The organism is Paenibacillus aceti (assembly GCF_003614185.1).
Taxonomy (GTDB): Bacteria; Bacillota; Bacilli; order Paenibacillales; family Paenibacillaceae; genus Fontibacillus; species Fontibacillus aceti.
In genome coordinates, this window is record NZ_KZ987724.1 from 749,353 (window position 1) to 775,711 (window position 26,359).

Here is a 26,359-nt window from a genome sequence, read left to right on the forward strand (position 1 = left end):
GAATTTACCGTAACCTCATCCAGGAGCCCTGTGCCCAGTACGTGTGAATTAGCGTAACCCCATCCAGAGCCTTGCATCCAAGTTCGTGAGAGTTTGCCACACCGCCACCCAAAGCCCATGCCCAGTACGAAAAGAAGGGCTAACTCCTGGCTGTTCGAAGCATATTTTATTTTTTAGCCCTACTTGAAACGCGCAAATAATGCGCAAAATGCCATAGGCCACTTGGTCGCCTACTGTAATGTCGTATACCGCGATATAGCCACTTTAATCTTCCATGGTTTAAATGGTACCGATTAATAAAGAATATATCATAAACAGGGTGGTATCAAACGGGGAAGTCCAGTTATAATGGGGAGTATGCAGTGCTGGCTGTTTGGAAATGGCCCTCATTCTGAATAGCTTCAGTAGTGCTGGCTTTTAGGCAAGGAATACGGGATTGTAGTTGACAAAACTTAGCCTAGATCGGTATAATTATTTTTGTTTGTTTGGAGTGATTGCTCATGATTATTAATTTTCGTCAGATCTCTGCATCCGAGGCTCCGGTGGAATTCCACCAGACATTGGATGTCGATCATGTGGTTCAGGGACGTAAGGACATTATGGGGATTTCCCCGATGCAAGCCGATCTGCAGGCTGAGCCAGCAGGTGGCGGTGTCATTCACGTGACCGGACGCTTGTCGGCGGAATTGGACATGTCCTGTTCCCGATGCTTGAAGCCACTGAAGCATCATGTGGACGTCCGATTTGAAGAAGCCTTCAAACAAAGCGACGAGGAAAGCGTAGAGCTGGATGAAGCGGAAGAGGAACTGGTGCTCGTATCTGACGAACGCCTGAATCTGGTGCCTTATCTGGAGGAAGCATTGTTGCTTGAACTGCCTTTTTCCGCCGTTTGCAAGGAGACCTGCAAGGGACTTTGTCCGTCCTGCGGGACCGATCTGAATGAACAGCAATGCGGCTGCAACACGGAGCGGATTGATCCGCGACTGGCTGCGCTGGGTGACTTTTTCAAGAAGTAAGTAGGGTAGAAAGTACGTCGACAGACGTTTTTCTTAATAATTTCCAGGAGAGATGTTAACTATCTCACAGGTTACCGTTTCTGCTCGAAAATGACATTATGAAACACCGATGCAGGGTTTATTTGATAAGGAGGTGGAGAACCATGGCAGTACCTCAACGGAGAACGTCCAAAACGCGTCGCGACAAACGCCGTACGCATTTCAAATTGGCTGTGCCGGGCATGGTAAAATGTGAACAATGCGGAGAATTGAAGCTTGCTCACCACGTATGCAAAGTATGCGGAACATACAAATCGAGAGAAATTATTAACCAATAAACTTGATTTAGGCGCAGTAGAGTAGCACTTCACTTTGATGAAGTGCTACTTTTTTTGTTACTATGGTAATTGAGCGATCTTGGGCTTGAATAAGTATAAGCATCGGTTCAGCGTCTCCGTTTACGAAGATACTTTCTTTTTGCTCTAAGTTGATTTATACTATTTTAGTACCAGGTTCTAAAAATGAGCGGATCTAGGCGTTAGCAGGCCTTACTGAATGGCCTTTTTAATATAAATTGCAGTTGTTCTATGAGGGGAGGGATCATCCATCGAACGCTTGCCGAAAAAAGCGAGACAGCAGCAGCTTTCTAAAATTATTGAAGAAAACCCTTTTGTCACCGACCAGGAGTTGACCCGGAAATTGAAGGTCAGCATACAGACGATCCGTTTGGATCGGATGGAGCTAGGCATCCCTGAGCTAAGAGAGCGGATGAAGCAGATGGCTGAACGCTCCTATGATCAGGTCCGGTCGCTGCCTCTGCATGAGGTGATCGGGGAGATCGTTGATTTGCAGCTGGACAAGAGTGGGATCTCTATCTTTGAAATTCGTGAGGAGCATGTATTCTCAAGGACCGGTATCGCGCGGGGGCATCACGTGTTCGCTCAGGCCAATTCCTTGGCGGTCGCGGTAATCAATGATGAAATCGCCCTGACCTTCTCGGCGGACATCCGCTTTATCAGATCGGTTCATCTGGGAGAGAAATGCATCGCCAAGGCCTATGTTCGCCCTTCATCGGCGAATAAGGCGAAGGCCAAGGTGGAAGTATTCACTTATGTCGGTGAGGAAATGGTGTTTCAAGGAAACTTCGTTATTTACCGTTCAACAGGAGATGACAATCATGAAGGGGGAAATACACATGCGGATCGCCATTGATGCGATGGGCGGTGATTTTGCACCGGATAGCACTGTGAAGGGAGCGATGGCCGCGGCTCAGGAATGGAGCGATACCCAGATCATACTGGTCGGGCACCAGGATCGCCTCAAGCCGCTGATGACGGATGCCCCAGCCAACCTCATTCTGCATCATGCAGAAGAAGTGATCGAGGCGGAGGATGAGCCGGTTAGAGCGGTGCGCCGGAAGAAGGATTCATCGATGGTCGTGGCAGGACGTCTTGTGCATGATAAAGAAGCCGATGCGATGATCTCGGCAGGGAATACCGGGGCGCTGATGACCACCGGTCTGCTTGTCGTCGGCAGAATGGAAGGGATCGAACGGCCGGCGCTCGCTCCGATCATCCCGACGATGGATGGCCGTGGCGTGCTTGCGCTGGATCTGGGGGCCAATATGGACGCCAAGCCGGAGCATCTGGCCCAGTACGCCCTGATGGGCAGCATTTACCGTGAGAAGGTGGCCGGAATTTCCAAGCCTCGTGTCGGCTTGCTGAATGTCGGCACTGAAGCGAAGAAGGGCAATGAGCTGACCAAGGCGGCATATCCGTTGTTGGCTGAGCTGCCGATCAATTTCATCGGTAATGTAGAAGCGCGGGATGTTCTGACCGGAGCCTGCGACGTGCTGGTCTGCGACGGTTTTGCCGGCAATATTCTGTTAAAATCACTGGAGGGTACCGCTGGAGCGTTATTCTCTGTGCTGAAGCAGGAATTCACGAAGTCACTGAAGAATAAGCTGGCCGCCGCTGTACTTATGCCTTCCTTGCGCGGTATGAAGCAAATGATGGATTATAAGCAGCATGGTGGCGCGCCATTGCTTGGGTTGAGCGGCCTTGTTGTCAAGAGTCACGGCTCCTCGGATAGCGAAGCGATCAAGAACGGAGTCCGGCAGGCCCGACTGGCGATTGAGAACCGGTTGACGGAGAGCATATCACAAGAAATTAGCGGGAAGAGAGTGGAGAGTATATGAAAATGCGTTCCGTAGGCATTATTGGAACCGGTAAATATGTTCCAGAGCGAGTGTTAACCAATGCAGATTTGGAAAAAATGGTAGATACCAATGATGAATGGATCGTGAGCCGTACCGGGATCCGCGAGCGTCATATTGCGGCGCCGGAGCAAGCGACCTCTGATCTGGCTTATGAGGCGGCAGTGCGCGCCTTGAAATCGGCTGGGATGACAGCTGATCAGCTCGAGCTGATCATCGTTGCTACCATTACACCGGATACGTCTTTTCCATCAACGGCCTGTATTTTGCAGGATAAATTGGGGGCGAAGCGTGCTGCTGCGTTTGACTTGTCTGCGGCTTGCTCTGGGTTCGTCTACAGCATGGCGACAGCCAACGGCTTTATTAAGACCGGGATGTACAAGAATGCGCTCGTGATCGGGGTGGATACCCTGTCGCGAATTACGGATTATACCGACCGTAACACCTGTGTCCTGTTCGGCGATGGAGCCGGCGCAGTTATCGTAGGAGAAGTGCCTGAGGGCCGCGGATTTCTGTCCTTTGATCTAGGTGCAGAAGGAGCCGGAGGCGAGCTGTTGAAGCTTGCTGCGGGTGGTTCTCGTCTGCCCGCTTCTGAAGAAACCGTGAAGGCCAAGCAGCATTATATCTATATGAACGGTCGCGAAGTCTTTAAATTTGCGGTCCGCGTGATGGGATCGGCAACGGAGGAAGTGCTGCGCAAGGCAGGCAAGACCAAGGAAGACATCGATCTATTCGTTCCACACCAAGCTAATATCCGTATCATTCAATCCGCGATGCAGCGGCTTAATCTGCCGGAAGAGAAGTGCGTCATCAATGTAGACAAGTATGCCAATACATCGGCTGCTTCCATTCCGCTTGCGCTTGTGGAGGCGGCGGAGGACGGCCGCATCAAGGAAGGCGACACGGTTCTGCTCGTCGGCTTCGGCGGCGGCTTGACTTGGGGTGCTTCTGTTCTCGTGTGGTAGTTGTATCAAGAACGAATAATAAGGAGTGCAGGTTAATAATATGGGAAAAGTGGCATTTGTTTTTCCGGGACAAGGTTCCCAGACCGTCGGCATGGGCAAGGATCTGTTCGATCATGCTCCGGATGCCAGACGATTATTCGAACTGGCGGATACGAAGCTTGGCTTCCCGCTGACTAAGCTGATCTTTGAAGGGCCGGAGCAGGAGCTGAAGCAGACGGCCAATACGCAGCCAGCCTTGCTTACTACGAGTGTCGTGATGTATGAAGCGCTCGCTGCCAGAGGGATCAAGCCGGATTATGTAGCCGGTCATAGCCTGGGAGAATACAGTGCGTTAACAGCTGCTGGAGTGCTATCTTTTGAGGATGCGGTGTCGATTGTCCGTGCACGCGGCGAGTTCATGGAACAGGCCGTTCCAGGTGGACAAGGGGCGATGGCTGCGGTTCTCGGCGGAACGCGCGAAGGGTTGGCCGAGCTATGCGCCGATATAAGCCGCGGCGGACAACTCGTAGAGCTTGCGAACGTCAATTGTCCGGGGCAAATCGTCGTCTCCGGCAGCAAAGAAGGCGTTGGCCAGGTTGTCGAACGAGTCAAGGAAATCGGTGCAAAACGGGCGATCCCTCTGGAAGTAAGCGGTCCGTTCCATTCTTCACTTATGCAGGCGGCCGCAGAGCGTCTAGGTGATAAGCTGAATAGCATGACCCTTCAGGATGCGCAGGTTCCAGTCGTGGCCAATGTAACAGCTGGCCCTGTAGGACAGGCCTCTGAGATCAAACGGTTGCTGGTAGAGCAGGTGTATTCTCCGGTCCTTTGGTTGGACAGTATTACCTGGTTGATCGAGCAAGGCGTCGATACCTTTGTCGAGCTGGGACCTGGCAGTGTACTGGCAGGCTTGATCAAGAAAATCGATAGAAGTGTAGCTATTTACAACGTCAATGGGCTGGAGAGTCTGGAGACGACGGTAGCGGCTTTGACTAAAGACAACTAAATGTCAAGGATTCAGGAATAATATGCATATATTATAAGATTTTTATCGGTTTGCATTTTTTTAGTTGATTTCTGGCGACAAAGATCGTATCATTGTTTCTCGTACTACGAGGAAGTATCCCGGAATGACTGTTGCATTCTAGGAAAGGAGATGGATGTATGAGCAAATTACTGGATGGACAGACTGCTCTTGTTACGGGGGCGTCGCGTGGGATCGGACGTAGCATCGCTCTCGCTCTGGCAGGTGCCGGCGCTAATGTAGCTGTGAATTATGCCGGTAACGAAGCGGCGGCGGCCAAGACCGTAGCTGAGATCGAAGCGCTTGGAGTCAAGGCATATGCGGTTAAAGGGCATGTCGGCGATAGCGAGCAGTTCGATGCCATGGTCAAAGGCGTACTCGAAGCATGGAGCCGAATCGATATTCTGGTGAATAATGCCGGAATTACTAGAGATAATTTGATCATGCGCATGAAGGAAGAAGAATTCGATGAAGTCATAGCGACGAATCTTAAGGGTGTTTTTAATGGCATCAAATCCGTAACCCGCCCGATGATGAAGCAGCGTTCAGGAAGGATTATCAATATTTCCTCCGTAGTCGGCGTGTTGGGCAATGCAGGACAAGCGAATTATGTTGCAGCCAAAGCGGGCGTCATCGGATTGACGAAGTCGGCGGCGCGCGAGCTTGCTTCTCGCAATATTACCGTGAACTGTATCGCTCCCGGATTCATTGAGACCGATATGACGGAGCAATTGCCGGAGGAAATGCGTCAGAGTATGCTTGGAAGTATTCCGCTGGCTCGTCTTGGACAGCCGGAGGAAATCGCTAAGGTAGCTTTGTTCCTCGCATCAGATAGCGCGTCCTATATGACAGGGCAGACGCTGCATGTGGATGGCGGAATGTATATGTAAATTGCTTCTTCCTTCTATGGCTTTTTAACTTAGATTCTCGTATAATACCAAAGAGGAGGTGAACCGGATGTCCGATGTATTTGATCGCGTAAAACGCATTGTAGTGGATCGCCTCGGCGCTGATGAAGCCGAAGTAACGCTTGAAGCGTCTTTCAAGGATGACTTGGGTGCTGATTCTCTTGATGTTGTTGAACTGGTTATGGAATTAGAAGATGAGTTCGATCTGGAAATTTCAGACGAAGATGCAGAGAAGATTACGACTGTAGGTGAAGTTGTTAACTACATACAATCTCATACCTAATGTCATGACAAGTCCCGTACCTCCTTACAAGCAGGCGGGACTTCTCCTCTTCTACCCGCGTTTCGTCAATAAATGAACATGTATAATTGTAATTACACATGAAGTCTATTATGAGGTGAGTGTGTTTGAAACATAGAGTAGTCATAACTGGAATGGGTTCTGTAACGGCCCTAGGCAACGATTTGGATACGCTCTGGAATAATCTGATCCAAGGAAAATCTGGCGTGTCGCAGATCGAGGCCTTTGATGTTAGCGAATATACCACTCGGATTGCTTCTTCGGTTAAGGATTTCAATCCTGAGGATTATATGGATCGCAAGGATGCACGCAGGATGGATCGTTTCGTCCAGTTTGCCGTCGCTGCTGCCAGCCGGGCGCTGGCTCATAGTGGTCTGAACATTGCGGAAGACACTGACCCGGAACGGGTGGGTGTCATGATCGGTTCAGGGATCGGTGGCCTGGGCACTTGGGAAGATCAACATTCTATTCTACTGGAGAAAGGTCCGAAGCGGGTCAGCCCGTTCTTCATTCCGATGATGATTGCGAACATGGCTTCTGGCCAGGTGTCGATTCTGTTCGGAGCGAAGGGGCCTAACAGCGCTACGGTGACTGCGTGCGCGACCGGAACTCATTCCATCGGCGATTCGTACAAGCTGATTAAGTACGGGGATGCAGATGTGATGATTTGCGGCGGCGCGGAAGCAACGATCCGTCCAACTGGACTTGCTGGCTTCTGTTCGATGCGGGCGATGTCAACTCGCAACGATGATCCTACCAGAGCGAGTCGACCGTTCGATGCTGAGCGCGACGGCTTTGTTATGGGAGAAGGCTCTGGCGTATTGGTTCTGGAATCCCTGGAGCATGCTCAGAAACGCGGGGCCAAGATCTACGGTGAGGTAATCGGCTACGGATTGAGCGGGGATGCCTATCATTTGACTGAGCCGGATCCTAAGGGACCGGAGCGTTGCATGAAGATGGCGATTCGCGATGCCGATATCGATCCGAGTGAAATCGATTATATTAACGCGCATGGTACATCTACTCCTGTTGGAGACAGGTCGGAGACCATCGCTATCAAGCGTGCTCTAGGCGATCATGCTTATAAGGTAGCGGTCAGCTCGACCAAATCGATGACGGGTCATCTGCTTGGTGCGGCAGGGGGCGTGGAAGCGGTCATCTGCGGATTAACGCTTCAGCATGGAATAATAGCACCGACTATTAATCTGGAGCATCCAGATCCGGAATGTGACCTGGATTACGTCCCTAATGAAGCAAGACAAGCAGATGTTAGAATAGCTATGTCTAACTCTTTTGGATTTGGCGGGCATAACGCCACCATAATCCTGAAGAAATTCGAAGCATAAGGGGTCAGTCAGTTGAGTGGAGATTTGAAGCAATTACAGCACAAACTTCAACTGGTATTTCACAATAAGCAGCTATTAAGACAGGCTTTTACCCATGCATCTTATGTGAATGAGCATCGCTTCAACCAGCATGAGGACAACGAACGTCTGGAATTTCTCGGCGACGCTGTTCTGGAGCTGACGGTATCGGAGCATTTATATCGCTTGTTTCCGGACCGGCCTGAAGGCGAGCTTACGAAGCTTCGGGCTGCCATTGTCTGCGAGCCGTCATTGGTACGGTTCGCAGAGCGCCTGGAGTTCGGGAAATATGTACTGCTCGGTAAAGGGGAGGAAATGACAGGGGGAAGAACCCGGCCTGCCCTACTGGCAGATGTATTTGAATCTTTTGTAGGAGCTCTGTATTTGGATCAGGGCCTGGAGGCGGTCACCGCTTTTTTGCATCGCTATATTTTCTCGCAAATTGTGTTTGACGGGAAGCTTCAGACCACCGACTATAAAACGGAGCTTCAGGAGTTAACCCAGCATCATAATATGGGAGCCTTGGAGTACCGGATTGTTGAAGAACGAGGCCCGGCGCATGAACGTGAATTCGTCTCGGAAGTATGGATGGACGGACGCAGTTTGGGGCGCGGGTCCGGTAGGTCAAAGAAGGAAGCCGAGCAGCAGGCAGCGCAGATCGCGCTGGAAAGACTGAAGCAGGCTTAAGTTTTATAAAAAAGAGTTCAAAAAGTTGGTTTTCTGCATCGAGAAGTTGGATGAAGCTAGGAAAGCGAGTTTTTTGAACTTTAAGGGGCTGTCCTATTACCATTTGTATGGCAAAGGATAGCCCCTTTTTTGCGTCGCATCTGTTGTTGTCCGCTGACACCATGACAGGAGTTGCTATTAGCTACTGTCCGCTTAAGGCGTAAGCAATTGGCGAATATCTCTCATGATCGTTAGCGTATCTACGCCACCGTGATTGCCTAATAGAATGATCGTCAGGCCGTCGCCTTGCTCTCGGGATAGCCCCGTGGCGTAGCCTGTACCGCTGCCATTGTGGAACACGACTGGCCTATCGCCCGTCTGGTCCATCATCCAGCCGTAGCCATAATTTTTATGGGAGTAGGGAGTAAGCATTTTATCAAGAGAGTCCTGGCTTAATATGTCAGTCGTATTTAAGGCTCTATCCCACTTTAACAGGTCGTCGACCGTCGAATACAGGCCGCCAGAGCCGGGTTGAGTGTAATACTTGCCAGCCAGCGTCCATTGATCGGATTTCGATACATACCCTTTGATCGTAGGCGTGTGCTCATCGGCAACTCCGGTGTGAGTCATTTGCAGCGGCCCGGTGAATTGCTGGTGGATGTAATCGGCGTAGCTCATGCCGGACGCCTGTTCGATGATATAGCCTAGCAGCATATAACCGCTGTTGCTGTATTTGAAGTCTGTGCCGGGTTCGAAGGCTAACGGTTTATTTTTGATCGCCTCCATCGTTTGTTGCAATGACAAGCCCTCGGTACGCGGAAAATTGGATACAAGCCCAGATGTATGGGACAACAGCATATGCAGCGTAATTTCATTTCCTTGTGGAAATCCGGGAATATAAGTATCCAGCGTGTCGTCCAGATGTAGCTTGCCGCTCTCAACCAGCTTCATAATAGCTGCCGCGGTGAAGGATTTGGTCAAGGAGGCGATTCGCGATGGGTCATCAGGTGAATTTAAGCTCTCAGGACCGCTCAGGCCATAGCCTTTGCGAAGCAGCACTTCGCCATGATCAGCGATGAGCGCGATGCCTGAAAATTGATGCCGGATGAGATAATCATCGGCCTGGGCTGCGGCTTCCGCAGTAATCGTGCTATGATCCGTCGTCAGCTGCAGCTGGCGAACCGGATTTGCGGAGCTCGAGATTTCTGCTCCGAGCGCTTCGACAAGCGTGCGCAGCGGAACCATCGTAGTGCTATCGATGGACAGAGAAGGAGCGGGCGCTTGTATACGGGTATAGCCGTTTACGATGAAATCTCGGGTTTGTGGACGGTGAACGATCGTATTTCCATGTAGCTGCAACTCGGTCGCACGTTTGTCCTTATTCCAGCTAACCTTGGCCCCTAGCAGCTCAGCAGCTTCGCGCAGCGGAACATAGGTCGTTCCCTGATAAATGAAAGGCCGGGAGCTCGTCCAGATGATCTGTCTGCCGTCAAGCAGCATGTCTGGAGCCACAGTCGTCTTTGTAGCCGTCGTGACACTCTTCGCGTTGGCTTGAGAAGGGGCTCCAGCTAATGTACCGAGGAGCATGGAAGAAATTACAATCGGAAGCAAGATGGCGCGTCGTAGAGATTGGTTCATGTTGATCTCCTTTATCCATAGTTGTCTATCAGACTAGCAAACCTGCTGGAAGATTTCAAGATTCATAGTGCTCTGAAAAAAGCACTGAAAAAAGCCTGTCCCCATGCCTTTCGTCCTTCTGTCCCATGGGGTAGGTGTGTGTTACAATAGTCGTTAGAGGTGATCGTGAACGTATGTTTTTGAAAAGGATAGAATTAGCGGGTTTTAAATCATTTGCCGACAAGACGGAGATGGAATTCGTCCGCGGCATTACCGCTGTTGTAGGACCTAACGGCAGTGGGAAGAGTAATATCTCCGACGGGATCCGCTGGGTGCTGGGAGAGCAGAGCGCCAAATCTCTGCGCGGCGGCAAGATGGAGGATATTATCTTTGCCGGCAGCGATGCGCGCAAGGCGGTGAACTATGGCGAGGTTTCTCTGACCCTGGACAATGGCGACCAGGCTTTGCCGCTGGATTTCAGCGAAGTTACGGTAACGCGCAGAGTCCACCGCAGTGGAGAGAGCGAGTATCTTATTAATAAGCAATCCTGCCGACTAAAGGATATTACCGAGCTGTTCATGGATACCGGGATCGGCAAGGAAGCCTATTCAATTATCGGACAAGGGCGGATCGAGGAAATTCTGAGTACGCGTTCCGAGGATCGCCGCGGTATTTTCGAGGAGGCTTCAGGGATTGTTAAGTATAAGAACCGTAAGCGGGACGCCAAACGCAAATTAGATGACACGGAGCAGAACCTGCTGAGAATTCACGATCTGGTCAGTGAGCTGGAGGATCAAATCGGACCGCTCCGGGAGCAGTCCGAGAAGGCACTTAAATATAAACAATTGCGGGAATCGCTTAAAAATATAGAAATTTCCTTGTATGTGCATCAGATTGAGCAGATCCATGAATCATGGAGCGTAACGAATCAGCGGCTAAGCGAGCTGAAGGAGGAAGAGCTGGCTCTGTCGACGGTCGTGTCTGCCCATGATGCGAAGCTGGAGAGCGATCGGCTGGCACTCCGTCAAGTTGAGGACAAGATTGAGATTCTGCAGAATCAGCTGTTGGAGAACAGTGAAAAATATGAGAAAAGCGAAGGCTTCGGTGAAGTTCTAAAGGAGCGATCCAAGAACCTGACTCAGAACCGCGAGCAGCTGCAGCAATCTCTGGCGGCGAGCGAGGAACGCTTTGCTCAGCGGGATGCAGAGATGAAGGCGCTGGCTGAGAAATTCGCCGCTGCCGAGCAGCAACTGCTGGCGCTGCGCGAAGAGCTGCAATCTGAAGAAGTGAAGCTGATCGGGGTTACCGGCGGAATCAGTCAGGAGCAGGAAGAAGGCTTGAAGGGTCAATTGCTGGAGATTATGAACCAGATGGCCGGGATGCGTAATGAGATCCGCTACAATGAACAGCAGAAGGAAGCTGTGCAGCGCCGGATGCAGCGTTCCGAGGAAGAAGGAAGCAAATGGCAGGAGCAGCTGGAGCAACTGAAGGATAAGAAGAGCCAATTGGAGCATGTTCTGCAGCAGCTTGGAGCGGAGATCGCCGAGCTGCGCGGTCAATATATAACGGAGAGCGAGCGCTGTCAGTCCCTGCATCGATTAGTCGAGGAGAGTCAGAACGGCATCCGCAAATGGGAGCAGAAGCGTGAAGGCCTCGTCTCAAGACGCGATACGATGAAGGAGATGGAGGAGGACTTCGACGGCTTCGCCCTCGGCGTCAAGGAAGTGCTTAAGGCCGCCCGCAAGTCCGTGCTGCACGGGGTTCATGGCGCGGTAGCCGAGCTCATCCGCGTGCCGGAGAAGCTGGAGATCGCGGTGGAGACAGCGCTTGGCGCTGCTATGCAGCATATCGTCATGGAGAATGAAGCGGTGTCGCGGCAGGCGATATCGTTCCTCAAGCAGCGGCAGCTAGGCCGAGCGACCTTCCTGCCGCTCGATGTAATCCGACCAAGGCAAATCTCGGTCGCTGATAAGAGGCTGATGGAGGACGCAGACGGCTTTGTCGGTATCGGTGCGGAGCTGGTAGGCTATGATCTGCAGTACGGCAATATTGTCGGCAGCTTGCTTGGCAATGTGGTCTTTGCCAGTGACCTGGAGCGGGCCAACAAGATGGCTGCTCGCTGCCAGTACCGCTTCCGGATCGTGACGCTGGATGGTGATGTCGTTAATGCCGGTGGCTCGATGACCGGGGGCAGTCAGCATCGCAAGAACAGCAATTTGCTCGGACGTAAGCGTCAACTGGATCAACTGGCCACAGACATCCGTGAGGCGGATGAAATGCTGGACAAGCTGCGCAAGGGCCTGACCGATGTGCGCGAGCAAGTCAGTGCTTCTGAGCAGCTGCTCGAGAAGCTGCGCGAGGCAGGTGACCATAAGCGCAGTGAGGAGCAATCCATCGCTGGCGACCTGAAGCAGGTTGATCATGAATGGAGGCATGTCTCTGAGCAATTCGAGCTATATGGTCAAGAGAAGAGTCATTATATCAAGGAGATCGAAGAGCTGAAGCAAGCGAAGGAGCAGGCCGAGAAGAAGCTGGTCGAGCTAGAGAAGCAAGAGCAGCATGTCCAGCAATCGATTCAAGCGGCTGAATATGCTCGCAAAGCGAATGAATCAGCGAAGGAAGAGCTGCAGGATCGGCTGACCGGACTTAAGGTTCGTGAAGGCAAGTTGGATCAGGAATGCTTCTCGATACGTGAGCAATTGCGGCGCTCGGAGGAAGACTGCAGTATTCTGAAGCGGGAGCTGGATCAGAATCGCAGTATTTTGCAGTCGATTGTGGCAGACTTAGAGAAGAATGTTCAGCAGAGCGCAACGCAGCGTGAAGAGCTGAATGAATATAAATTGAAAAAAGAGCAGGCCGGAGAGCAGCTTGAGCTGGAAAGAGCCTCCCGGGTGGTGCTCGTCAAGAAGCTGGCTGACGGTGAGAATGAGACGAAGGAGCAGCGCCTTGCGCTTAAGGCGGTAGAGGAGAAGCTGCGGCAGACGGAAATTCAGGCCAATCGGCTCGATGTAGAGCTGGAGAACATCTTAAGCAAGCTGAGCGATGACTATGAACTGAGCTATGAAATGGCGAAGCAGCGCTATCAGATTCCTGAGGATGTGCCCGCTGCACAAGCCCAGTCCAAGGAGCTGAAAAGGCAGATTACGCTGCTCGGCGAGGTGAACCTCGGCGCGATCGAGGAATATAGCCGGGTCAATGAACGCTATCAGTTCCTGACGGAGCAGAAGAATGATCTGGTGGAAGCAAAGACGACATTATATCAGGTGATTCAGGAAATGGATGATGAGATGTCGAAGCGGTTCAAACAGACTTTTGATGCGATCAAACGGGAGTTCAGCATCGTGTTCACCAAGCTGTTTGGAGGCGGCCGCGCTGATCTGCAGCTGATTGATCCCGATCATCTACTGGAGACCGGGATTGATATCGTTGCCCAGCCTCCCGGCAAGAAGCTGCAAAATTTACAGCTTCTGTCCGGTGGGGAGAGGGCTTTGACCGCCATGGCGCTGCTATTTGCCATCCTTCAAGTCAAGCCTGTTCCGTTCTGTGTGCTGGATGAGGTCGAGGCGGCTCTGGATGAAGCTAACGTCATCCGCTTTGCGCAATATTTGCGGGAATTTTCCGAGCAGACTCAATTTATCGTGGTGACCCACCGCAAGGGAACGATGGAAGAAGCTGATGTCCTCTATGGGGTGACGATGGAGGAAGGCGGCGTATCCAAGCTCGTCTCCGTGAAGCTGGATGATGATGAGACCGTGGAAATTGCCTAATTTGCACATTTATTTTTCTTAGTTAAGAATATTGTTGAAGAAGATTGAGGAGGCAGCATATGAGTTTCTTTAAAAAACTGAAAGAGAGCATTTCTTCAAAAACGGAGTCCGTTACCAAACAGTTCAAGGACGGCTTGGAGAAGACGCGGAAAGGCTTCGTGGAGAAGGTCGCTGACCTGATCACTCGCCGCAAGAAGATAGACGAGGAGTTCTTCGAAGAATTGGAAGAGATCCTGATCGGTGCCGATGTAGGCGTGAATACAGTGATGCAACTGATTGACGATCTGCGTGATGAAGTGAGGAAGCGTAAAATCGAGGACGCAGCCGATCTGCAGCCGATTCTATCGGAGAAGCTTGTCGAGCTTCTGCGTGGAGACGAGAATAATGATCTGCGGCTGAACCCGGACGGCATTACCGTTATCTTGTTCGTCGGGGTGAACGGGGTCGGCAAGACGACGACCATCGGCAAGCTGGCCCATCATTACAAGCAGCAGGGGAAAAAAGTGATCATGGCTGCCGGAGATACGTTCCGGGCGGGCGCGATCGAGCAGCTTGAAGTATGGGGGGAACGTGCCGGCGTCGAAGTTATCAAGCAGCATGCTGGCTCAGACCCGGCGGCAGTGATGTTCGATGCGGTACAGGCTGCGAAGCAGCGCGGAGCAGATATTCTGCTCTGCGATACGGCAGGACGGCTGCAGAATAAATCGAATCTGATGGAGGAATTGAATAAAATATTCCGAGTCATCCAGCGCGAAATCCCGGGTGCTCCGCATGAAGTGCTGATGGTGCTTGATGCGACAACGGGGCAAAATGCGCTTTCTCAGGCGAAGCTTTTCGGCGAGAAGAGCGGTGTTACAGGACTTGTATTGACCAAGCTTGACGGCACGGCCAAGGGCGGCATCGTCATAGCGATCCGCCAGGAGCTTAGTCTGCCGGTGAAGCTGGTCGGTCTTGGGGAGAAAATGGAGGATCTGCAGAAGTTCGATTCCGAGCTGTTCGTGCACGGTTTGTTCTCTGGCTTGATCCAAGAGAATGAAGAAGAGGAAGCTGGCTACAATAGTATAGAATAAGGTTAGATAGGAACGATTTTGGGCTCATGCCCATATTCTGACCATAGAAGTCAAGATGAACGGATAAGGAGGCGACAAAGATGGCTAATACACATACTTACCCGCGCCGTGAAGAGGTTGCTAATGCAATCACGCATGGTATCGGCGCGATGCTGAGCCTGGCCGGGCTGGTGCTGCTCATCGTCTTTTCAAGCATGAAGGGCAATGCCTGGCATATCGTCAGCTTTACGATTTACGGAGTCAGCATGCTGCTGCTCTACGTTTGTTCCACTCTGGTGCATAGCTTCAAGGAGGGCAAGCTCAAGGATCTGTTCGAATTTTTCGATCATTCTTCGATCTATGTCTATATCGCCGGAACCTATACGCCGCTAATGCTCGTAGCGGTCCGCGGCCCGCTCGGCTGGAGCCTGTTCGGCATCGTGTGGGGCATCGCTCTGTTGGGCGTGCTGTTCAAGGCCTTCTTCGTGAAAAGATTCCTGTTCATGTCAACTATCTTCTATCTGCTTATGGGTTGGTTGATCATCGTAGCCTGGGGTCCGCTTACAGCAGCGGTTCCGCAGCCGGGGATTGTCCTTTTGGCGGCCGGCGGAATCCTGTATACGCTGGGCACGATCTTTTATGTATGGCGTATATTCCCGTATCACCATGCGATTTGGCATCTGTTTGTACTAGCGGGAAGCATTACTCACTTCTTTGTGATTCTGCTGTATCTTTTGCCGCATCATTGATTTATGTGTTGAAGATGACTCTGGCCGCCGTTGGCTCGCTGACGGACGGCCTTTTTCTTGTCTGAAACCGGCGCTGATCTTAGTGAATTACATGTTAAGGATTTTCGCTTGACAACATGTTAAGGATTCGCTATTATTAGGAATGTTGATACGCTGTAAAGTGTTTTTCCTTGACGGAGGGGGTGCCCAAATGAGTCAAGAGAATAAGCTTGAGAAGACGAATCGGATCAACCTGCTATTCGATTTCTATGAGACCCTGCTGACAGAGAAGCAGCAGACGTTTCTCAAATATTATTTTTTGGATGACTTCTCCCTCGGGGAGATTGCAAATGAAAGTGGCATTAGCCGTCAGGCGGTATATGAGCATATCAAGCGCGCTGAGGAAGTGCTCGAAGCATATGAAGAGAAGCTTGGGCTGCTGAGCAAGGACGAAGAGCGTTCGAGAATGATCACTGAGATCAAACATTTGATAGAACAGAATGACTTGTCTTCGGTACATAAGGAGACGATCCTGGATTTGCTTCACCAGGTGGAGCGATTGTAGAATTGAAGATAAGCCTAGAGATAGAGTTGAATTTAACTTTTTGAGCAAGTTTTAATGTGTGGACTATGAATGGAGGTGACGGTGCAATGGCTTTTGAAGGATTGACGAGCCGATTACAGAACGTGTTCAGCAAGCTTCGCGGCAAAGGCAAGGTATCCGAGGACGATGTGAATGAAGCGATGCGTGAGGTTCGCCTCGCCATGCTGGAAGCGGATGTTAACTTTAAAGTCGTCAAGGAATTCGTCGCCAAGGTGAAGGAGAAAGCGATCGGCAAGGAAGTGATGGAGAGCTTCACTCCGGGGATGGTAATCATCGATATCGTCAATAAGGAATTGACGGAATTGATGGGTGGCACTCAGGCCAAGCTGGCCAAGAGTAACCGTCCGCCAACCGTTGTGATGATGGCGGGCTTGCAGGGGGCAGGTAAGACGACGACCTCGGCCAAGCTGGCCAAGCTGCTGCTCAAGGGGAATCATCGTCCGCTGCTCGTAGCAGGCGATATTTACCGTCCGGCGGCGATCAAGCAATTGCAGGTGCTCGGCGAGCAGATCAATGTTCCGGTATTTACACTGCCAGCTGGCAACAGCCCGGTGGAAATTGCCCGTCAGGCGCTGCAGCATGCCAAGGATAACGGCAATGATTATTTACTGATTGATACCGCGGGTCGATTGCATATCGATGAGGAATTGATGGAGGAGCTCCGTCAGATTCATGAAGTGACCCAGCCGGATGAAGTATTGCTAGTGGTCGATGCGATGACAGGGCAGGACGCTGTCAATGTAGCGGAGAACTTCAATAAGCAATTGGAGCTGACTGGTGTCGTACTGACGAAGCTGGACGGCGATACTCGCGGCGGTGCGGCATTATCGGTCAAGGCCGTTACGGGCTGCCCGATCAAGTTCGCAGCGCTCGGCGAGAAGATCGATGCGCTTGAGCCGTTTCATCCAGAACGGATGGCGTCGAGAATTCTCGGGATGGGGGATATGCTCTCTCTGATCGAGAAAGCACAATCCAACATCGATACCGAGAAAGCGAAGGAAATGGAACGGAAAATGCGCAATGCGGAATTCACGTTCGATGATTTCCTGGAACAGATGGATCAAGTGAAGAAGCTCGGCCCGATTGACCAGCTCCTGGATATGATTCCGGGGATGGGCAAGATGAAGCAAATGAAGGACATCAAGGTCGATGAGAAGCAGATGGGCCGCGTCGAGGCGATCGTGCATTCCATGACCAAGGATGAGAAGCAGAATCCTGATCTGATCAATCATAGCCGCCGCAAGCGGATTGCCGCTGGCAGCGGGACTAGCCTTGCTGACGTGAACCGTCTGATCAAGCAATTCGATGAGATGCGCAGAGTCATGAAGCAATTCTCTGACATGATGGGTCCTAAAGGCAAAGGCAATAAAATGATGAAGCAGCTCAGTAAAGCGGGCAAAGGAATGAAATTTCCGTTCCGGTGAGGGTTCATATACGGCAGTTTTCGTCTAACGAAACTCCATATCGTTTGGGTATTCTTTAAAGGAGGTGAAATTGGTGGCAGTTCGTATTCGTTTGAAACGCATGGGTGCTCATAAAGCTCCTTTCTATCGTATCGTGGTATCGGATTCCCGTTCCCCACGTGATGGTCGCTTTATCGAAGAGATCGGTTTCTACAACCCGGTTGCTGAACCGGCAGTTGTAAAGATCGACGAAGAAAAAGCGTTGCAATGGTTGCAAAATGGTGCTCAAGCATCTGATACAGTTCGCAATTTGCTTAGCAATGCAGGCGTTATGAAGAAATTTCATGAGTCTAAAATGCAAAAATAGTTGCTGATTCGGAGGGTCCATATGGAACAATTAGTCGGCGTTATTGCGAAGGCTCTTGTTGATCATCCGGACGATGTCCGTGTGGAGGTCGTTGAGAAGGAACACCTGATTGTATATGAATTATCCGTACATCCTGATGATGTGGGTAAAGTGATTGGCAAACAGGGGAGAATCGCCAAGGCGCTCCGCACGGTTGTGGCATCGGCAGCCGTTAAGATGGATAAGCGGGTAACCGTAGATATCATGTCTTAAACATATACGAAAGCGGGTTAGGAGCTTATCCTAGCCCGCTTTCGTACATGCAGAAAGTATGAATGAAACGGTTGGCCTTTGATGAAATATAAGAATGGATCAGTTACATGATCGTGGATAAGCAGACGTATTCTCGGGAGGTAATTATGTCGGATTCATTGTTAATGGTAGGGAAAATCGTGAATACTCATGGAATTCGCGGGGAGTTAAAAATTTTGCCGCATACTGATTTTCCAGAGGTCAGATTTGCCCCGAAGAACAAACTTAAGATCGTAAACCCGGACAGCGGCGAGCAGATCGATGTTACGGTAGCTTCCGCCCGGCTGGTGAAGCAAATGTATATTATAAAGCTCAATGAGTACGATAATATCAATCAGGTTGAAAAATATAAAGGCTGTGAGCTTAAAGTCTCCAAAGCGGATGCTGTTGATCTGCCGGATAATGAGTATTATTACTATGAAATTATCGGCTGCCGAGTCGTGAGCGATGAAGGCGAGGATTTGGGAGTCATTGAGGAAATACTCCGTCCAGGGGCGAATGACGTGTGGGTTGTCAAAATGCCATCTCGCAAGCAACTGCTGCTTCCGGTCATCGATGATGTTGTGCTCGATGTGGATGTAGAGGCCAAACTGGTAAAAGTTCATCTACTGGAAGGGCTGTTGTAATGATGAGGATGGACGTGCTGACCCTGTTTCCGGAAATGTTCGACGGGGTATTCCAGAGCAGCATTCTCGGCAAAGCCAGGGAGAAGGGACTAGTCTCCTTGAACGCTATTAATTTCCGTGATTATGCTGGTAATAAGCATGGTACCGTGGACGATACTCCATACGGGGGCGGAGGCGGGATGGTGTTGAAGCCTGACCCGATCTTTCGCGCGGTGGAGGATTTGCTCGGGAAGGAAGTCGAGGAAGACGCCGCTTGGCAATGCCCGGATTCAGACGAGAGAGTTGAACATGGGCAGGCTGTACCTGTTGAAGGGATGCAGGCGACCCTACAAGGGAAGGCACCACGCATCATCCTCATGTGCCCTCAGGGTGAGACCTTCACTCAGCGCAAAGCAGAGGAATTGGCTCAGGAGGAGCATTTGATCTTCATTTGCGGTCATTATGAAGGCTATGATGAACGCATCCGCGAGCATCTGGTCACCGACGAATTATCGATCGGGGACTATGTGCTGACAGGCGGAGAAATTCCGGCAATGACGGTGATCGATAGTGTTACCCGCTTATTGCCGGGAGTGCTCGGCAATGAGACCAGTGCGGTAACGGATTCCTTCAGCACCGGACTGCTTGAATATCCGCACTATACTCGGCCGGTGGAATTCAGGGGCTGGAAGGTGCCGGATATTCTGCTGAGCGGCCATCACGCCAATATCGAGCTTTGGCGCCGCAGAGAGGCATTGCGTCGCACTTGGCTGCGCAGACCTGATCTGTTGGAAGGCTTGGAGCTATCTCGGGATGATATCGCCTGGCTCAAGCAATTGAAAGAAGAGATGGATCAATAAAAAAGAACCCTCAAATTCCACTTCGGTGAGTTCGAGGGTTCTTTTGCATAAGGATAACCTGATTTAATCTCTAATATTGCGATAATGCCTCTCGCGGCGTGATCTTCTTCTGCAGCAGCTCCGGCAGATTCGTCTTCGAGGTGACCGTCAGACGATTTAATTTTATCAGCGGATCTCCTGGTTGTACGAAGCCTTGACGGACTGTGAACGCCATGCGGTAACCGTTCTCCTTCAAATAGTAGATCATCTGCCGCGACTTTTCACCGAATGGATAAGCAAAGTAAGGGGTATCGATCCCTTCCGCTTTAATTGCGCTAATATCTTTTTGCAGTAGATTAGTATCGAGTGCTAGTGACTTGTCCTCACCGCATTTTGGAAATCCTTTGCGATGCAGGTCATATGTATGGCTGTGATACTCGAATACATCCTTGGAAGCTTCGATCTCTGCGCGGGACAGGAAACTCTTCTTATTCGGATCGAACGCTACCGTTTTCTCTTCCATCTTGCTGCCGATCATGAAGATCGTGGCATGGAAGCCGTATTTCTTCAAGAGTGGGTAAGCGTAAATATAATTGTTCTGGTACCCGTCATCAAAAGTGAGGACAATCGATTTCTCCGGCAGAGAAATTTCGCCGAGCACGTATTGCTCCAACTCCTCCAGCGTTGCAGTGTAGTAACCCTCATCATGCAGATATTCCATATTCTCCTCAAAAGCCTCGAGATTGATGACCGATTTATTTCCCGGTTCGCGGTTATTGGCCTCCGGGGTAATATAATGATACATCAGAACAGGAACTTCCTTGGCCGTGCCAGGCTTCACCTCAAATCCGGCAGGGAGCTTATTCACATCATTCCCCTTGAATCCGTAGTGGGTGATCATGAACGATTTGTCCCTGACCATTTGCCAGGAGGTACAGGCCTTGTGGGATAACGCATTAGTCGGGTGGGTAACTGCGAAAGAATAAACAATGATCAGTATTGCTAAAACAAGTGAACTTACTTTTACGAATCGTGACATATTTCTCTCCTATATCTCTATTTTACCTATTTCATTATAATCGAGCGCCACTATAATAAAGTTACAAAATTGGAATGAGAATTTGCTCATGTATCCGCCTTTTCCGGAGAAGCCTGCAATTATGCAGGAATTCCCCGAGATTATCGCCCTGAGACAGTGATTTCCTCCACATTTCAGATGGTTGAGCAATACATGGCCATGTCGAAACAGTGACTGTCCTGCGGCCCTGAATTGTAACGGAACAGGGGCGTTATTTGCTGCATCTTGCGTCAAAAAGAGCCGCCGCCAATTCTAACGAAACAGGGTATCGTTATTTGCCTCAAAAGGGGGCGTTTCAAAATCTAACGAAACAGGGTATCGCTATTGGGACGAATTAGGGGCTAAAAGGCCGATTTTTGCTCAAATAGCGAGATGGTGTATCGTTAGATTTGAGAGATGGCTAATATTGTGGAAATAGCGATATGGAGTTTCGTTAGAACCCCGGGAGACTTGCCGAGTTCATCAAGAACAGAGGTTGTCGGTGGAAAAACCTGCATATATGGCAAATTTACAGCTTCGATAGCTCTCGAGTTGCTGATCTAGCGGGCTTCTACAAAAAAGAAGCGCAGATTCACGGAATAAAAAACCGTGGGGTCTGCGCCATTTTACAATATTAATAGAAGAAACTAATCTACCGTCCGCTATGTGCGTGACTGTCTCGTCTTATACTCCGGACGTTCGCTACATCCGCCAACCAGACACTAACGACAAATACCACGATGGGGATTGCAAGAATAAAGGAAGCGGTTACAAGCATGCATAGCATCCTTTCCTTTTTCCATATCATACCATAGGGTGAGAAAACTGTGCAGACTTTTTAAGGAAATTATATGGGTTTATTGCATGGGCGCGCGCCTATCGCATATAATTAAGTAAGCAGCTAGCTGGCCTTCAACCTAATATTGGTTTGAAATTGGGATAATCGTTGATTAGTTCGGAAAGTTTGCGTACCACATATCGGGGTATGGCGCAGTCAGGTAGCGCGCGCCCTTGGGGTGGGCGAGGCCGTGGGTTCGAATCCCGCTACTCCGATTCAGATCTTCATGAACTTACATAGCTATGTCGCTGGAACCAGACACCGTTGAGCCAATGGCCGCTTTTGGAGCGGTCTTTTTTTACTTTTAACTCAAAACAACAAATCCGTTTCGATCAAATTACCGATACAGCACGTAATAATTTCTTGCTATGCCTATATTTCTGTGCTATTATTAATCTTGTTGTGAAATCGGTGGTCCGCTGCGGATGATGAAGGAAAACAGAGGTTTTCCAGAAGAGGCATGAACACCTGAGTGGAAGGAGGGAGTCCTAGATGAATATCGTACAAGCGATTACGCAAGAACAACTTCGCAAAGATATTCCGAGCTTTCGTCCTGGTGACACTTTAAAAGTGTTCGTTAAGGTTATCGAGGGATCTCGTGAACGTATCCAGTTGTTTGAAGGTGTTGTAATTAAGCGTCGTGGTGGAGGAATCAGCGAAACTTTTACAGTTCGTAAAATTTCGAACGGTGTAGGTGTGGAAAGAACTTTCCCGCTTCATTCCCCTAAACTCGATAGAATCGAAGTGGCTCGCCGTGGTAAAGTGCGTCGTGCGAAGCTGTACTATCTTCGTGAACTTCGCGGTAAAGCAGCGAGAATTAAAGAAATGCGTCGTTAATTGGGTTAACGATAAGGGGGAGCTTGTGTGTTTACTCAAGCTCCCCTTCTATTTTTATAAAAGATCGTATAGTGCTGCATACTATATATGACAAGGAGAGATCGCGATCCTATGGAAGAGCATACTCATCCGGGTCAGCCCGGTAATGCGGTGGACTCACAAGAGCCGCCCCAAGAACAAAAAAGCGAAGCAATGGAGTGGTTAAAGGCCATCGTGATCGCTGTCGTAATAGTATTATTGATTAGATGGCTGTTATTCGCTCCATTCATCGTTGATGGACCTTCGATGCACCCGAATTTCTATACTGGCGAGAGAATTATTGTGAACAAAATTCTTTATGATTTTCGCGAGCCTAAACGCAGTGAGGTCATCGTGTTCCACGTTCCGTCGGAAGGACGCGATTTCATTAAACGTGTGATCGGGGTGCCGGGCGATACAGTGAAAGTCGAGGGCGACACGATTACGATTAATGGTGAGGCTATTGAGGAGCCTTACATCCAATCGGAATTAGATGAGAAGCATAATAATAATCAACTATATAATACAGAAAGAAACTTCCCTAATGAGCAGTTCCCGGACGGCAAAGTTCCGGAGGGCTATGTATTCGTGCTAGGTGATAATCGGCCGAATAGTACCGATAGCCGTGCGATCGGGTTCGTACCTTTCAAGGATATCATTGGACGGGCAGATCTTGTGTTCTGGCCTATAGGAGATATCAAGGTGATCGGTCACTAAGCTCGAAAGTGTATGCTCGGGAAATTGAGGTGATACGTATGGCAATTCAATGGTTTCCCGGACATATGACCAAGGCGCGCCGGCAGATTCAAGATAAACTTAAGCTGATTGACGTTGTGATCGAGCTGTTGGATGCGAGATTGCCGATGTCCAGCAGAAATCCGATGATCGATGAAATTTTGCAGGAAAAGCCGCGTTTGATCGTGCTTAATAAAGCTGATTTGGCTGATCCGGCTGTTACGAAGCAGTGGCTGGAGGTTTTTAAGCAAGAGGGTCATCTGGCTGTAGCTGTGGACGCATATAGTGGTCAAGGAATTAAGGAAATTCCAATCCTGGCTAAGGAACTGTTAAAAGAGAAGCTTGAGAAGCAAAGAGCTAAAGGAATGAATCCACGTGCGGTTCGTGCCTTGATCGTAGGGATTCCGAACGTTGGCAAATCAACGCTGATTAATCGCCTGGCGGGCCGCAACATCGCGGCAACAGGTGATCGTCCTGGCGTGACCAAAGGCCAGCAATGGATCAAGGTAGGGACGGATATGGAGCTGCTGGATACTCCAGGGATACTGTGGCCTAAATTTGAGGATCAGAATGTAGGCTATCGTCTTGCTGTGACTGGGGCGATCCGTGAGGAAATATTGAATGTGGAAGATGTCGCTTTTTTTGGCGTAAAATATTTAGTGAAGTATTACTGGGAGCCCTTCTCGAACCGGTTTGAGCTGAAGGAGCCGCCACAGGACCCGGAGAACCCGGACGATATCGTAGCGGTCATGGAGGCGGTAGGCCGCAAACGCGGCTGTATCATGAGCGGTGGGCGTGTTGATTTAGAGAAGGCCTCGGGAATTCTGCTGCGTGAGCTGCGGGCCGGCAAGCTGGGCAGATATTCGATGGAAGCCCCTTACTAGGGCCGGGGATCATAGATCATAGAATCGAATAGCTTATTTAACAATCCTTCCAGACAGCCTTGATGGGCTTGTAGGGGAGGATTTTTGTGTGGCTTTTGTTTAGACTAAGCCCGCACGGCTCTAACGGAAATGAGGGGCCTTAATGGGGGATTTTCTAGGCAATTGGGGCGATTAATTCTTCAATAGAGGATCTGATTTCCGTTGCAATATTGAATTCGGCAAAATCATCAAAATAGAGGCTGTGAGTTCCGTTAGAACTGTTGCGATCAATCAGGAAAAAAATTCAACCTTGCAGGCTGCTCAAATTAGCGGCCGTACAACCGATAAATAGTATATAGTGTACTATAGGAATATTTTAAACTAAGCAGTCGTAGGGTCAGAATGAGGAGAAATGATGAGTGATTTACTGAAATATGAACAGGAATATTGGGAACAGTCCTATCAGAATATTGCGGGTGTAGATGAGGTAGGGCGCGGTTGTTTGTTTGGTGACGTGGTTGCGGCTGCGGTTATTTTGCCGCGTGGGCTCGTGCTGGAGGATGTCGATGATTCTAAAAAGCTGAGCGCCAAGAAACGCGATTATTTATACGATGTTATTATGGAACAGGCGCTTTCCGTAGGTGTAGGGTACGTGGATGCTCCAACGATAGATCGGATTAATATTAAGCAGGCGGCGCGGCTGGCGATGAAACAGGCAGTGGGACAATTGACGATTAAGCCGGATCTGCTGCTGATCGATGCGGAGAAGATCGATAGCCAAATACCGCAGCTGGCGATTATTAAAGGGGATGCCACCAGTCAATCGATCGCGGCTGCATCGATCATAGCCAAAGTAACGCGGGATCGACTATGCCAGGGAGAATGGGATGTGAAGTACCCCGAATACGGCATTGCAGTACATAAGGGTTATGCCACCAAGCTGCATCGGGAGCAAATTTTGGCTCTGGGTCCGACGCCGATGCATCGCAGAAGCTTTTTACGGAATTTGCTGATTGAAGAGCAGACATTGTTCTGAATCTGACCCGCCTTGCTTGGCGGGTTTTCCTTACACCATTTGCATTCTCCGTTCTTCGTCTAACGAAACTCCATATCGCTATTTCTGCAAAAACAGCGGCAATAAATTTTTAACGAAACACCATATCGTTATTCTGAGCAAATCCCGCCTTTAGACCCCAAATTCGCTCAAATAACGATCCCCAGTTTCGTTGCGCGCCTAGCCAAGCTAGGCATAACTAACTGATGAAAGTTCAGTCGGGGTAAAGACCAAGCTGCCCCGTAGCTAGCAGGCAGTCTACGACGAAATTCGTGGACTGAAGCCCTGTAAAAAGCATGTAAAAAAAAAACATGTGAAGCAAATCCACAGGCCGTAATGAAAATGAACCCTACCGCATCGTCAAGGTTAACCTACCTCAAAGGGAGGAAAAGAGAGTGCCGAGCCCCGAGCGAAAGGGTGAAGGCCATGGAACGCATGAAGAACTTGGATCGCAGTGCGGAAGAACTCTCCGGTGTATAGGGGTCGGCATGTGGAGAAAGTTATGTCTGGAACTAGGGAGACCCTCACCCACACGAAAAAAATACGTAAATGGTGAACCTATAAGCCTAAATAGGTGAAATGGGAATCCGTGGGAAGGGAGTCGGAGGGGGCCATAGTACTGATGAGGCAAAGGACAACATAACCTTGCGGAGGGAAGGGCGTCAAAAGACAATACCCCACTTCATTCATGGGAACTGAGGAGGTAAGAGCGAGTGAATGCCCGAAAGGCTAACTACGCCAAAGAAAAAGCTCGACAACTACAAAGAACTCTATACCTTGCGGCTAAGGAAAAACCGACACGTCGATTTCATGCCCTCTATGACAAGATCTACCGGGAAGATATCATGACCTACGCGTGGAAACAGATCAAAGCAAACAAAGGTAGCGCGGGGATAGATCGAGTAACGATCCAGCAGATTACCGAAGAATATGGAGAGAAACGCTTTATCCAGGAAACCTGTGGTCAACTCAGAAATGGAACGTACCGCCCCTCTCCCGTTCGGAGAGTCGAAATCCCTAAAGGGGATGGTCGAACAAGACCCTTGGGGATTCCAACCCTGCGAGATCGACTGGTACAGATGGCCACAAAAATCGTGCTAGAAGGGATCTTCGAGGCAGATTTCAAGGACTTCTCCTATGGATTCCGCCCGAAACGAGGTGCCCACGATGCGATCCAGAAAATCATGACGACGGTCAATGAAGGGAAAATATACTGGGTCGTCGATGTGGATATCAAAGGATACTTCGATCATATATCGCATGAGAAACT

At 50.0% G+C, this 26,359-nt stretch carries 26 protein-coding genes and 1 tRNA gene; 25 read left to right on the plus strand and 2 right to left on the minus strand.

Annotated elements, in window-relative coordinates:
- The first annotated feature begins 500 nt into the window (after positions 1 to 500).
- From BFJ94_RS03365 to rnc, 10 genes are all read left to right on the plus strand, one after another.
- The gene (locus BFJ94_RS03365; RefSeq protein ID WP_120461196.1) at positions 501 to 1,016 is read left to right on the plus strand and encodes a YceD family protein; all 516 of its coding nucleotides are present in this window, start codon (positions 501 to 503) and stop codon (positions 1,014 to 1,016) included.
- Positions 1,017 to 1,159: 143 nt separating this feature from the next.
- A complete protein-coding gene (gene rpmF / locus BFJ94_RS03370; protein ID WP_018750828.1) occupies positions 1,160 to 1,333 on the plus strand; it encodes a 50S ribosomal protein L32 in 174 nt (57 codons plus the stop codon).
- A gap of 277 nt (positions 1,334 to 1,610) precedes the next feature.
- Complete coding sequence (gene fapR / locus BFJ94_RS03375; RefSeq protein ID WP_120461198.1) at positions 1,611 to 2,207, plus strand: transcription factor FapR; 597 nt, start codon at positions 1,611 to 1,613, stop codon at positions 2,205 to 2,207.
- The gene (plsX, locus tag BFJ94_RS03380) at positions 2,191 to 3,192 is read left to right on the plus strand and encodes a phosphate acyltransferase PlsX (RefSeq protein WP_120461200.1); all 1,002 of its coding nucleotides are present in this window, start codon (positions 2,191 to 2,193) and stop codon (positions 3,190 to 3,192) included. The genes fapR and plsX overlap by 17 nt, the downstream gene beginning before the upstream one ends.
- A complete protein-coding gene (locus BFJ94_RS03385) occupies positions 3,189 to 4,175 on the plus strand; it encodes a beta-ketoacyl-ACP synthase III (protein ID WP_120461202.1) in 987 nt (328 codons plus the stop codon). Before plsX ends, BFJ94_RS03385 begins: the two co-directional genes overlap by 4 nt.
- A gap of 40 nt (positions 4,176 to 4,215) precedes the next feature.
- The gene (gene fabD / locus BFJ94_RS03390; RefSeq protein WP_120461204.1) at positions 4,216 to 5,160 is read left to right on the plus strand and encodes an ACP S-malonyltransferase; all 945 of its coding nucleotides are present in this window, start codon (positions 4,216 to 4,218) and stop codon (positions 5,158 to 5,160) included.
- 158 nt (positions 5,161 to 5,318) lie between these two features.
- Positions 5,319 to 6,068, plus strand: a complete 750-nt coding sequence (gene fabG, locus BFJ94_RS03395; RefSeq protein ID WP_120461207.1) for a 3-oxoacyl-[acyl-carrier-protein] reductase — start codon at positions 5,319 to 5,321, stop codon at positions 6,066 to 6,068.
- A gap of 67 nt (positions 6,069 to 6,135) precedes the next feature.
- Positions 6,136 to 6,369 carry an acyl carrier protein gene (acpP, locus tag BFJ94_RS03400; RefSeq protein ID WP_068780664.1) on the plus strand — a complete coding sequence of 78 codons (234 nt, stop codon included), beginning with the start codon at positions 6,136 to 6,138 and terminating at the stop codon, positions 6,367 to 6,369.
- A 125-nt stretch (positions 6,370 to 6,494) separates the two neighbouring features.
- Positions 6,495 to 7,733: a beta-ketoacyl-ACP synthase II gene (gene fabF, locus BFJ94_RS03405; RefSeq protein WP_120461209.1), complete on the plus strand. Its 1,239-nt coding sequence runs from the start codon at positions 6,495 to 6,497 to the stop codon at positions 7,731 to 7,733.
- A 12-nt stretch (positions 7,734 to 7,745) separates the two neighbouring features.
- Positions 7,746 to 8,438, plus strand: coding sequence for a ribonuclease III (gene rnc, locus BFJ94_RS03410; RefSeq protein ID WP_120461212.1), 693 nt, complete (start codon positions 7,746 to 7,748; stop codon positions 8,436 to 8,438).
- Positions 8,439 to 8,630: 192 nt separating this feature from the next.
- On the opposite strand, the gene BFJ94_RS03415 is transcribed toward rnc, so the two are convergent.
- Positions 8,631 to 10,055, minus strand: a complete 1,425-nt coding sequence (locus BFJ94_RS03415; RefSeq protein WP_120461214.1) for a serine hydrolase domain-containing protein — start codon at positions 10,053 to 10,055, stop codon at positions 8,631 to 8,633.
- A gap of 173 nt (positions 10,056 to 10,228) precedes the next feature.
- On the opposite strand from BFJ94_RS03415, the gene smc reads away from it, so the two are divergent.
- The 9 genes from smc to trmD all read left to right on the plus strand — a co-directional run bounded on the left by smc (position 10,229) and on the right by trmD (position 19,708).
- The gene (smc, locus tag BFJ94_RS03420) at positions 10,229 to 13,801 is read left to right on the plus strand and encodes a chromosome segregation protein SMC (RefSeq protein ID WP_120461216.1); all 3,573 of its coding nucleotides are present in this window, start codon (positions 10,229 to 10,231) and stop codon (positions 13,799 to 13,801) included.
- 59 nt (positions 13,802 to 13,860) lie between these two features.
- Positions 13,861 to 14,871, plus strand: a complete 1,011-nt coding sequence (gene ftsY, locus BFJ94_RS03425; RefSeq protein WP_120461218.1) for a signal recognition particle-docking protein FtsY — start codon at positions 13,861 to 13,863, stop codon at positions 14,869 to 14,871.
- A gap of 80 nt (positions 14,872 to 14,951) precedes the next feature.
- On the plus strand, positions 14,952 to 15,599 hold the full coding sequence (gene trhA, locus BFJ94_RS03430; RefSeq protein ID WP_120461220.1) for a PAQR family membrane homeostasis protein TrhA: 648 nt from the start codon (positions 14,952 to 14,954) through the stop codon (positions 15,597 to 15,599).
- A gap of 190 nt (positions 15,600 to 15,789) precedes the next feature.
- Positions 15,790 to 16,143, plus strand: a complete 354-nt coding sequence (locus tag BFJ94_RS03435) for a putative DNA-binding protein (RefSeq protein ID WP_120461222.1) — start codon at positions 15,790 to 15,792, stop codon at positions 16,141 to 16,143.
- A gap of 86 nt (positions 16,144 to 16,229) precedes the next feature.
- On the plus strand, positions 16,230 to 17,606 hold the full coding sequence (gene ffh / locus BFJ94_RS03440; protein WP_120461224.1) for a signal recognition particle protein: 1,377 nt from the start codon (positions 16,230 to 16,232) through the stop codon (positions 17,604 to 17,606).
- A 73-nt stretch (positions 17,607 to 17,679) separates the two neighbouring features.
- A complete protein-coding gene (gene rpsP / locus BFJ94_RS03445) occupies positions 17,680 to 17,952 on the plus strand; it encodes a 30S ribosomal protein S16 (RefSeq protein ID WP_120461226.1) in 273 nt (90 codons plus the stop codon).
- A 21-nt stretch (positions 17,953 to 17,973) separates the two neighbouring features.
- Positions 17,974 to 18,204 (plus strand): KH domain-containing protein, encoded by a 231-nt coding sequence (locus BFJ94_RS03450; RefSeq protein ID WP_068780674.1) that lies wholly within the window; start codon positions 17,974 to 17,976, stop codon positions 18,202 to 18,204.
- A gap of 146 nt (positions 18,205 to 18,350) precedes the next feature.
- Positions 18,351 to 18,869 (plus strand): ribosome maturation factor RimM, encoded by a 519-nt coding sequence (gene rimM, locus BFJ94_RS03455; RefSeq protein ID WP_120465067.1) that lies wholly within the window; start codon positions 18,351 to 18,353, stop codon positions 18,867 to 18,869.
- A 2-nt stretch (positions 18,870 to 18,871) separates the two neighbouring features.
- Positions 18,872 to 19,708, plus strand: coding sequence for a tRNA (guanosine(37)-N1)-methyltransferase TrmD (gene trmD, locus BFJ94_RS03460; protein ID WP_120465068.1), 837 nt, complete (start codon positions 18,872 to 18,874; stop codon positions 19,706 to 19,708).
- Positions 19,709 to 19,778: 70 nt separating this feature from the next.
- Here trmD and BFJ94_RS03465 read toward each other — a convergent pair whose 3' ends face one another.
- The gene (locus BFJ94_RS03465) at positions 19,779 to 20,726 is read right to left on the minus strand and encodes a polysaccharide deacetylase family protein (RefSeq protein ID WP_120461228.1); all 948 of its coding nucleotides are present in this window, start codon (positions 20,724 to 20,726) and stop codon (positions 19,779 to 19,781) included.
- Between the two features lie 997 nt (positions 20,727 to 21,723).
- Here BFJ94_RS03465 and BFJ94_RS03470 point away from each other — a divergent pair.
- The 6 genes from BFJ94_RS03470 to BFJ94_RS03495 form a co-directional block, all read left to right on the plus strand.
- Positions 21,724 to 21,797: transfer RNA gene (locus tag BFJ94_RS03470), tRNA-Pro, on the plus strand.
- A 277-nt stretch (positions 21,798 to 22,074) separates the two neighbouring features.
- Positions 22,075 to 22,419: a 50S ribosomal protein L19 gene (rplS, locus tag BFJ94_RS03475; RefSeq protein ID WP_120461230.1), complete on the plus strand. Its 345-nt coding sequence runs from the start codon at positions 22,075 to 22,077 to the stop codon at positions 22,417 to 22,419.
- Between the two features lie 111 nt (positions 22,420 to 22,530).
- Positions 22,531 to 23,154 carry a signal peptidase I gene (gene lepB, locus BFJ94_RS03480; protein ID WP_120461232.1) on the plus strand — a complete coding sequence of 208 codons (624 nt, stop codon included), beginning with the start codon at positions 22,531 to 22,533 and terminating at the stop codon, positions 23,152 to 23,154.
- Between the two features lie 38 nt (positions 23,155 to 23,192).
- The gene (ylqF, locus tag BFJ94_RS03485; protein WP_120465069.1) at positions 23,193 to 24,056 is read left to right on the plus strand and encodes a ribosome biogenesis GTPase YlqF; all 864 of its coding nucleotides are present in this window, start codon (positions 23,193 to 23,195) and stop codon (positions 24,054 to 24,056) included.
- Between the two features lie 394 nt (positions 24,057 to 24,450).
- Positions 24,451 to 25,071: a ribonuclease HII gene (gene rnhB / locus BFJ94_RS03490; RefSeq protein WP_120461234.1), complete on the plus strand. Its 621-nt coding sequence runs from the start codon at positions 24,451 to 24,453 to the stop codon at positions 25,069 to 25,071.
- Positions 25,072 to 25,802: 731 nt separating this feature from the next.
- The coding region (locus BFJ94_RS03495) for a reverse transcriptase domain-containing protein (protein WP_240431891.1) at positions 25,803 to 26,359 on the plus strand (557 nt) is incomplete at its 3' end.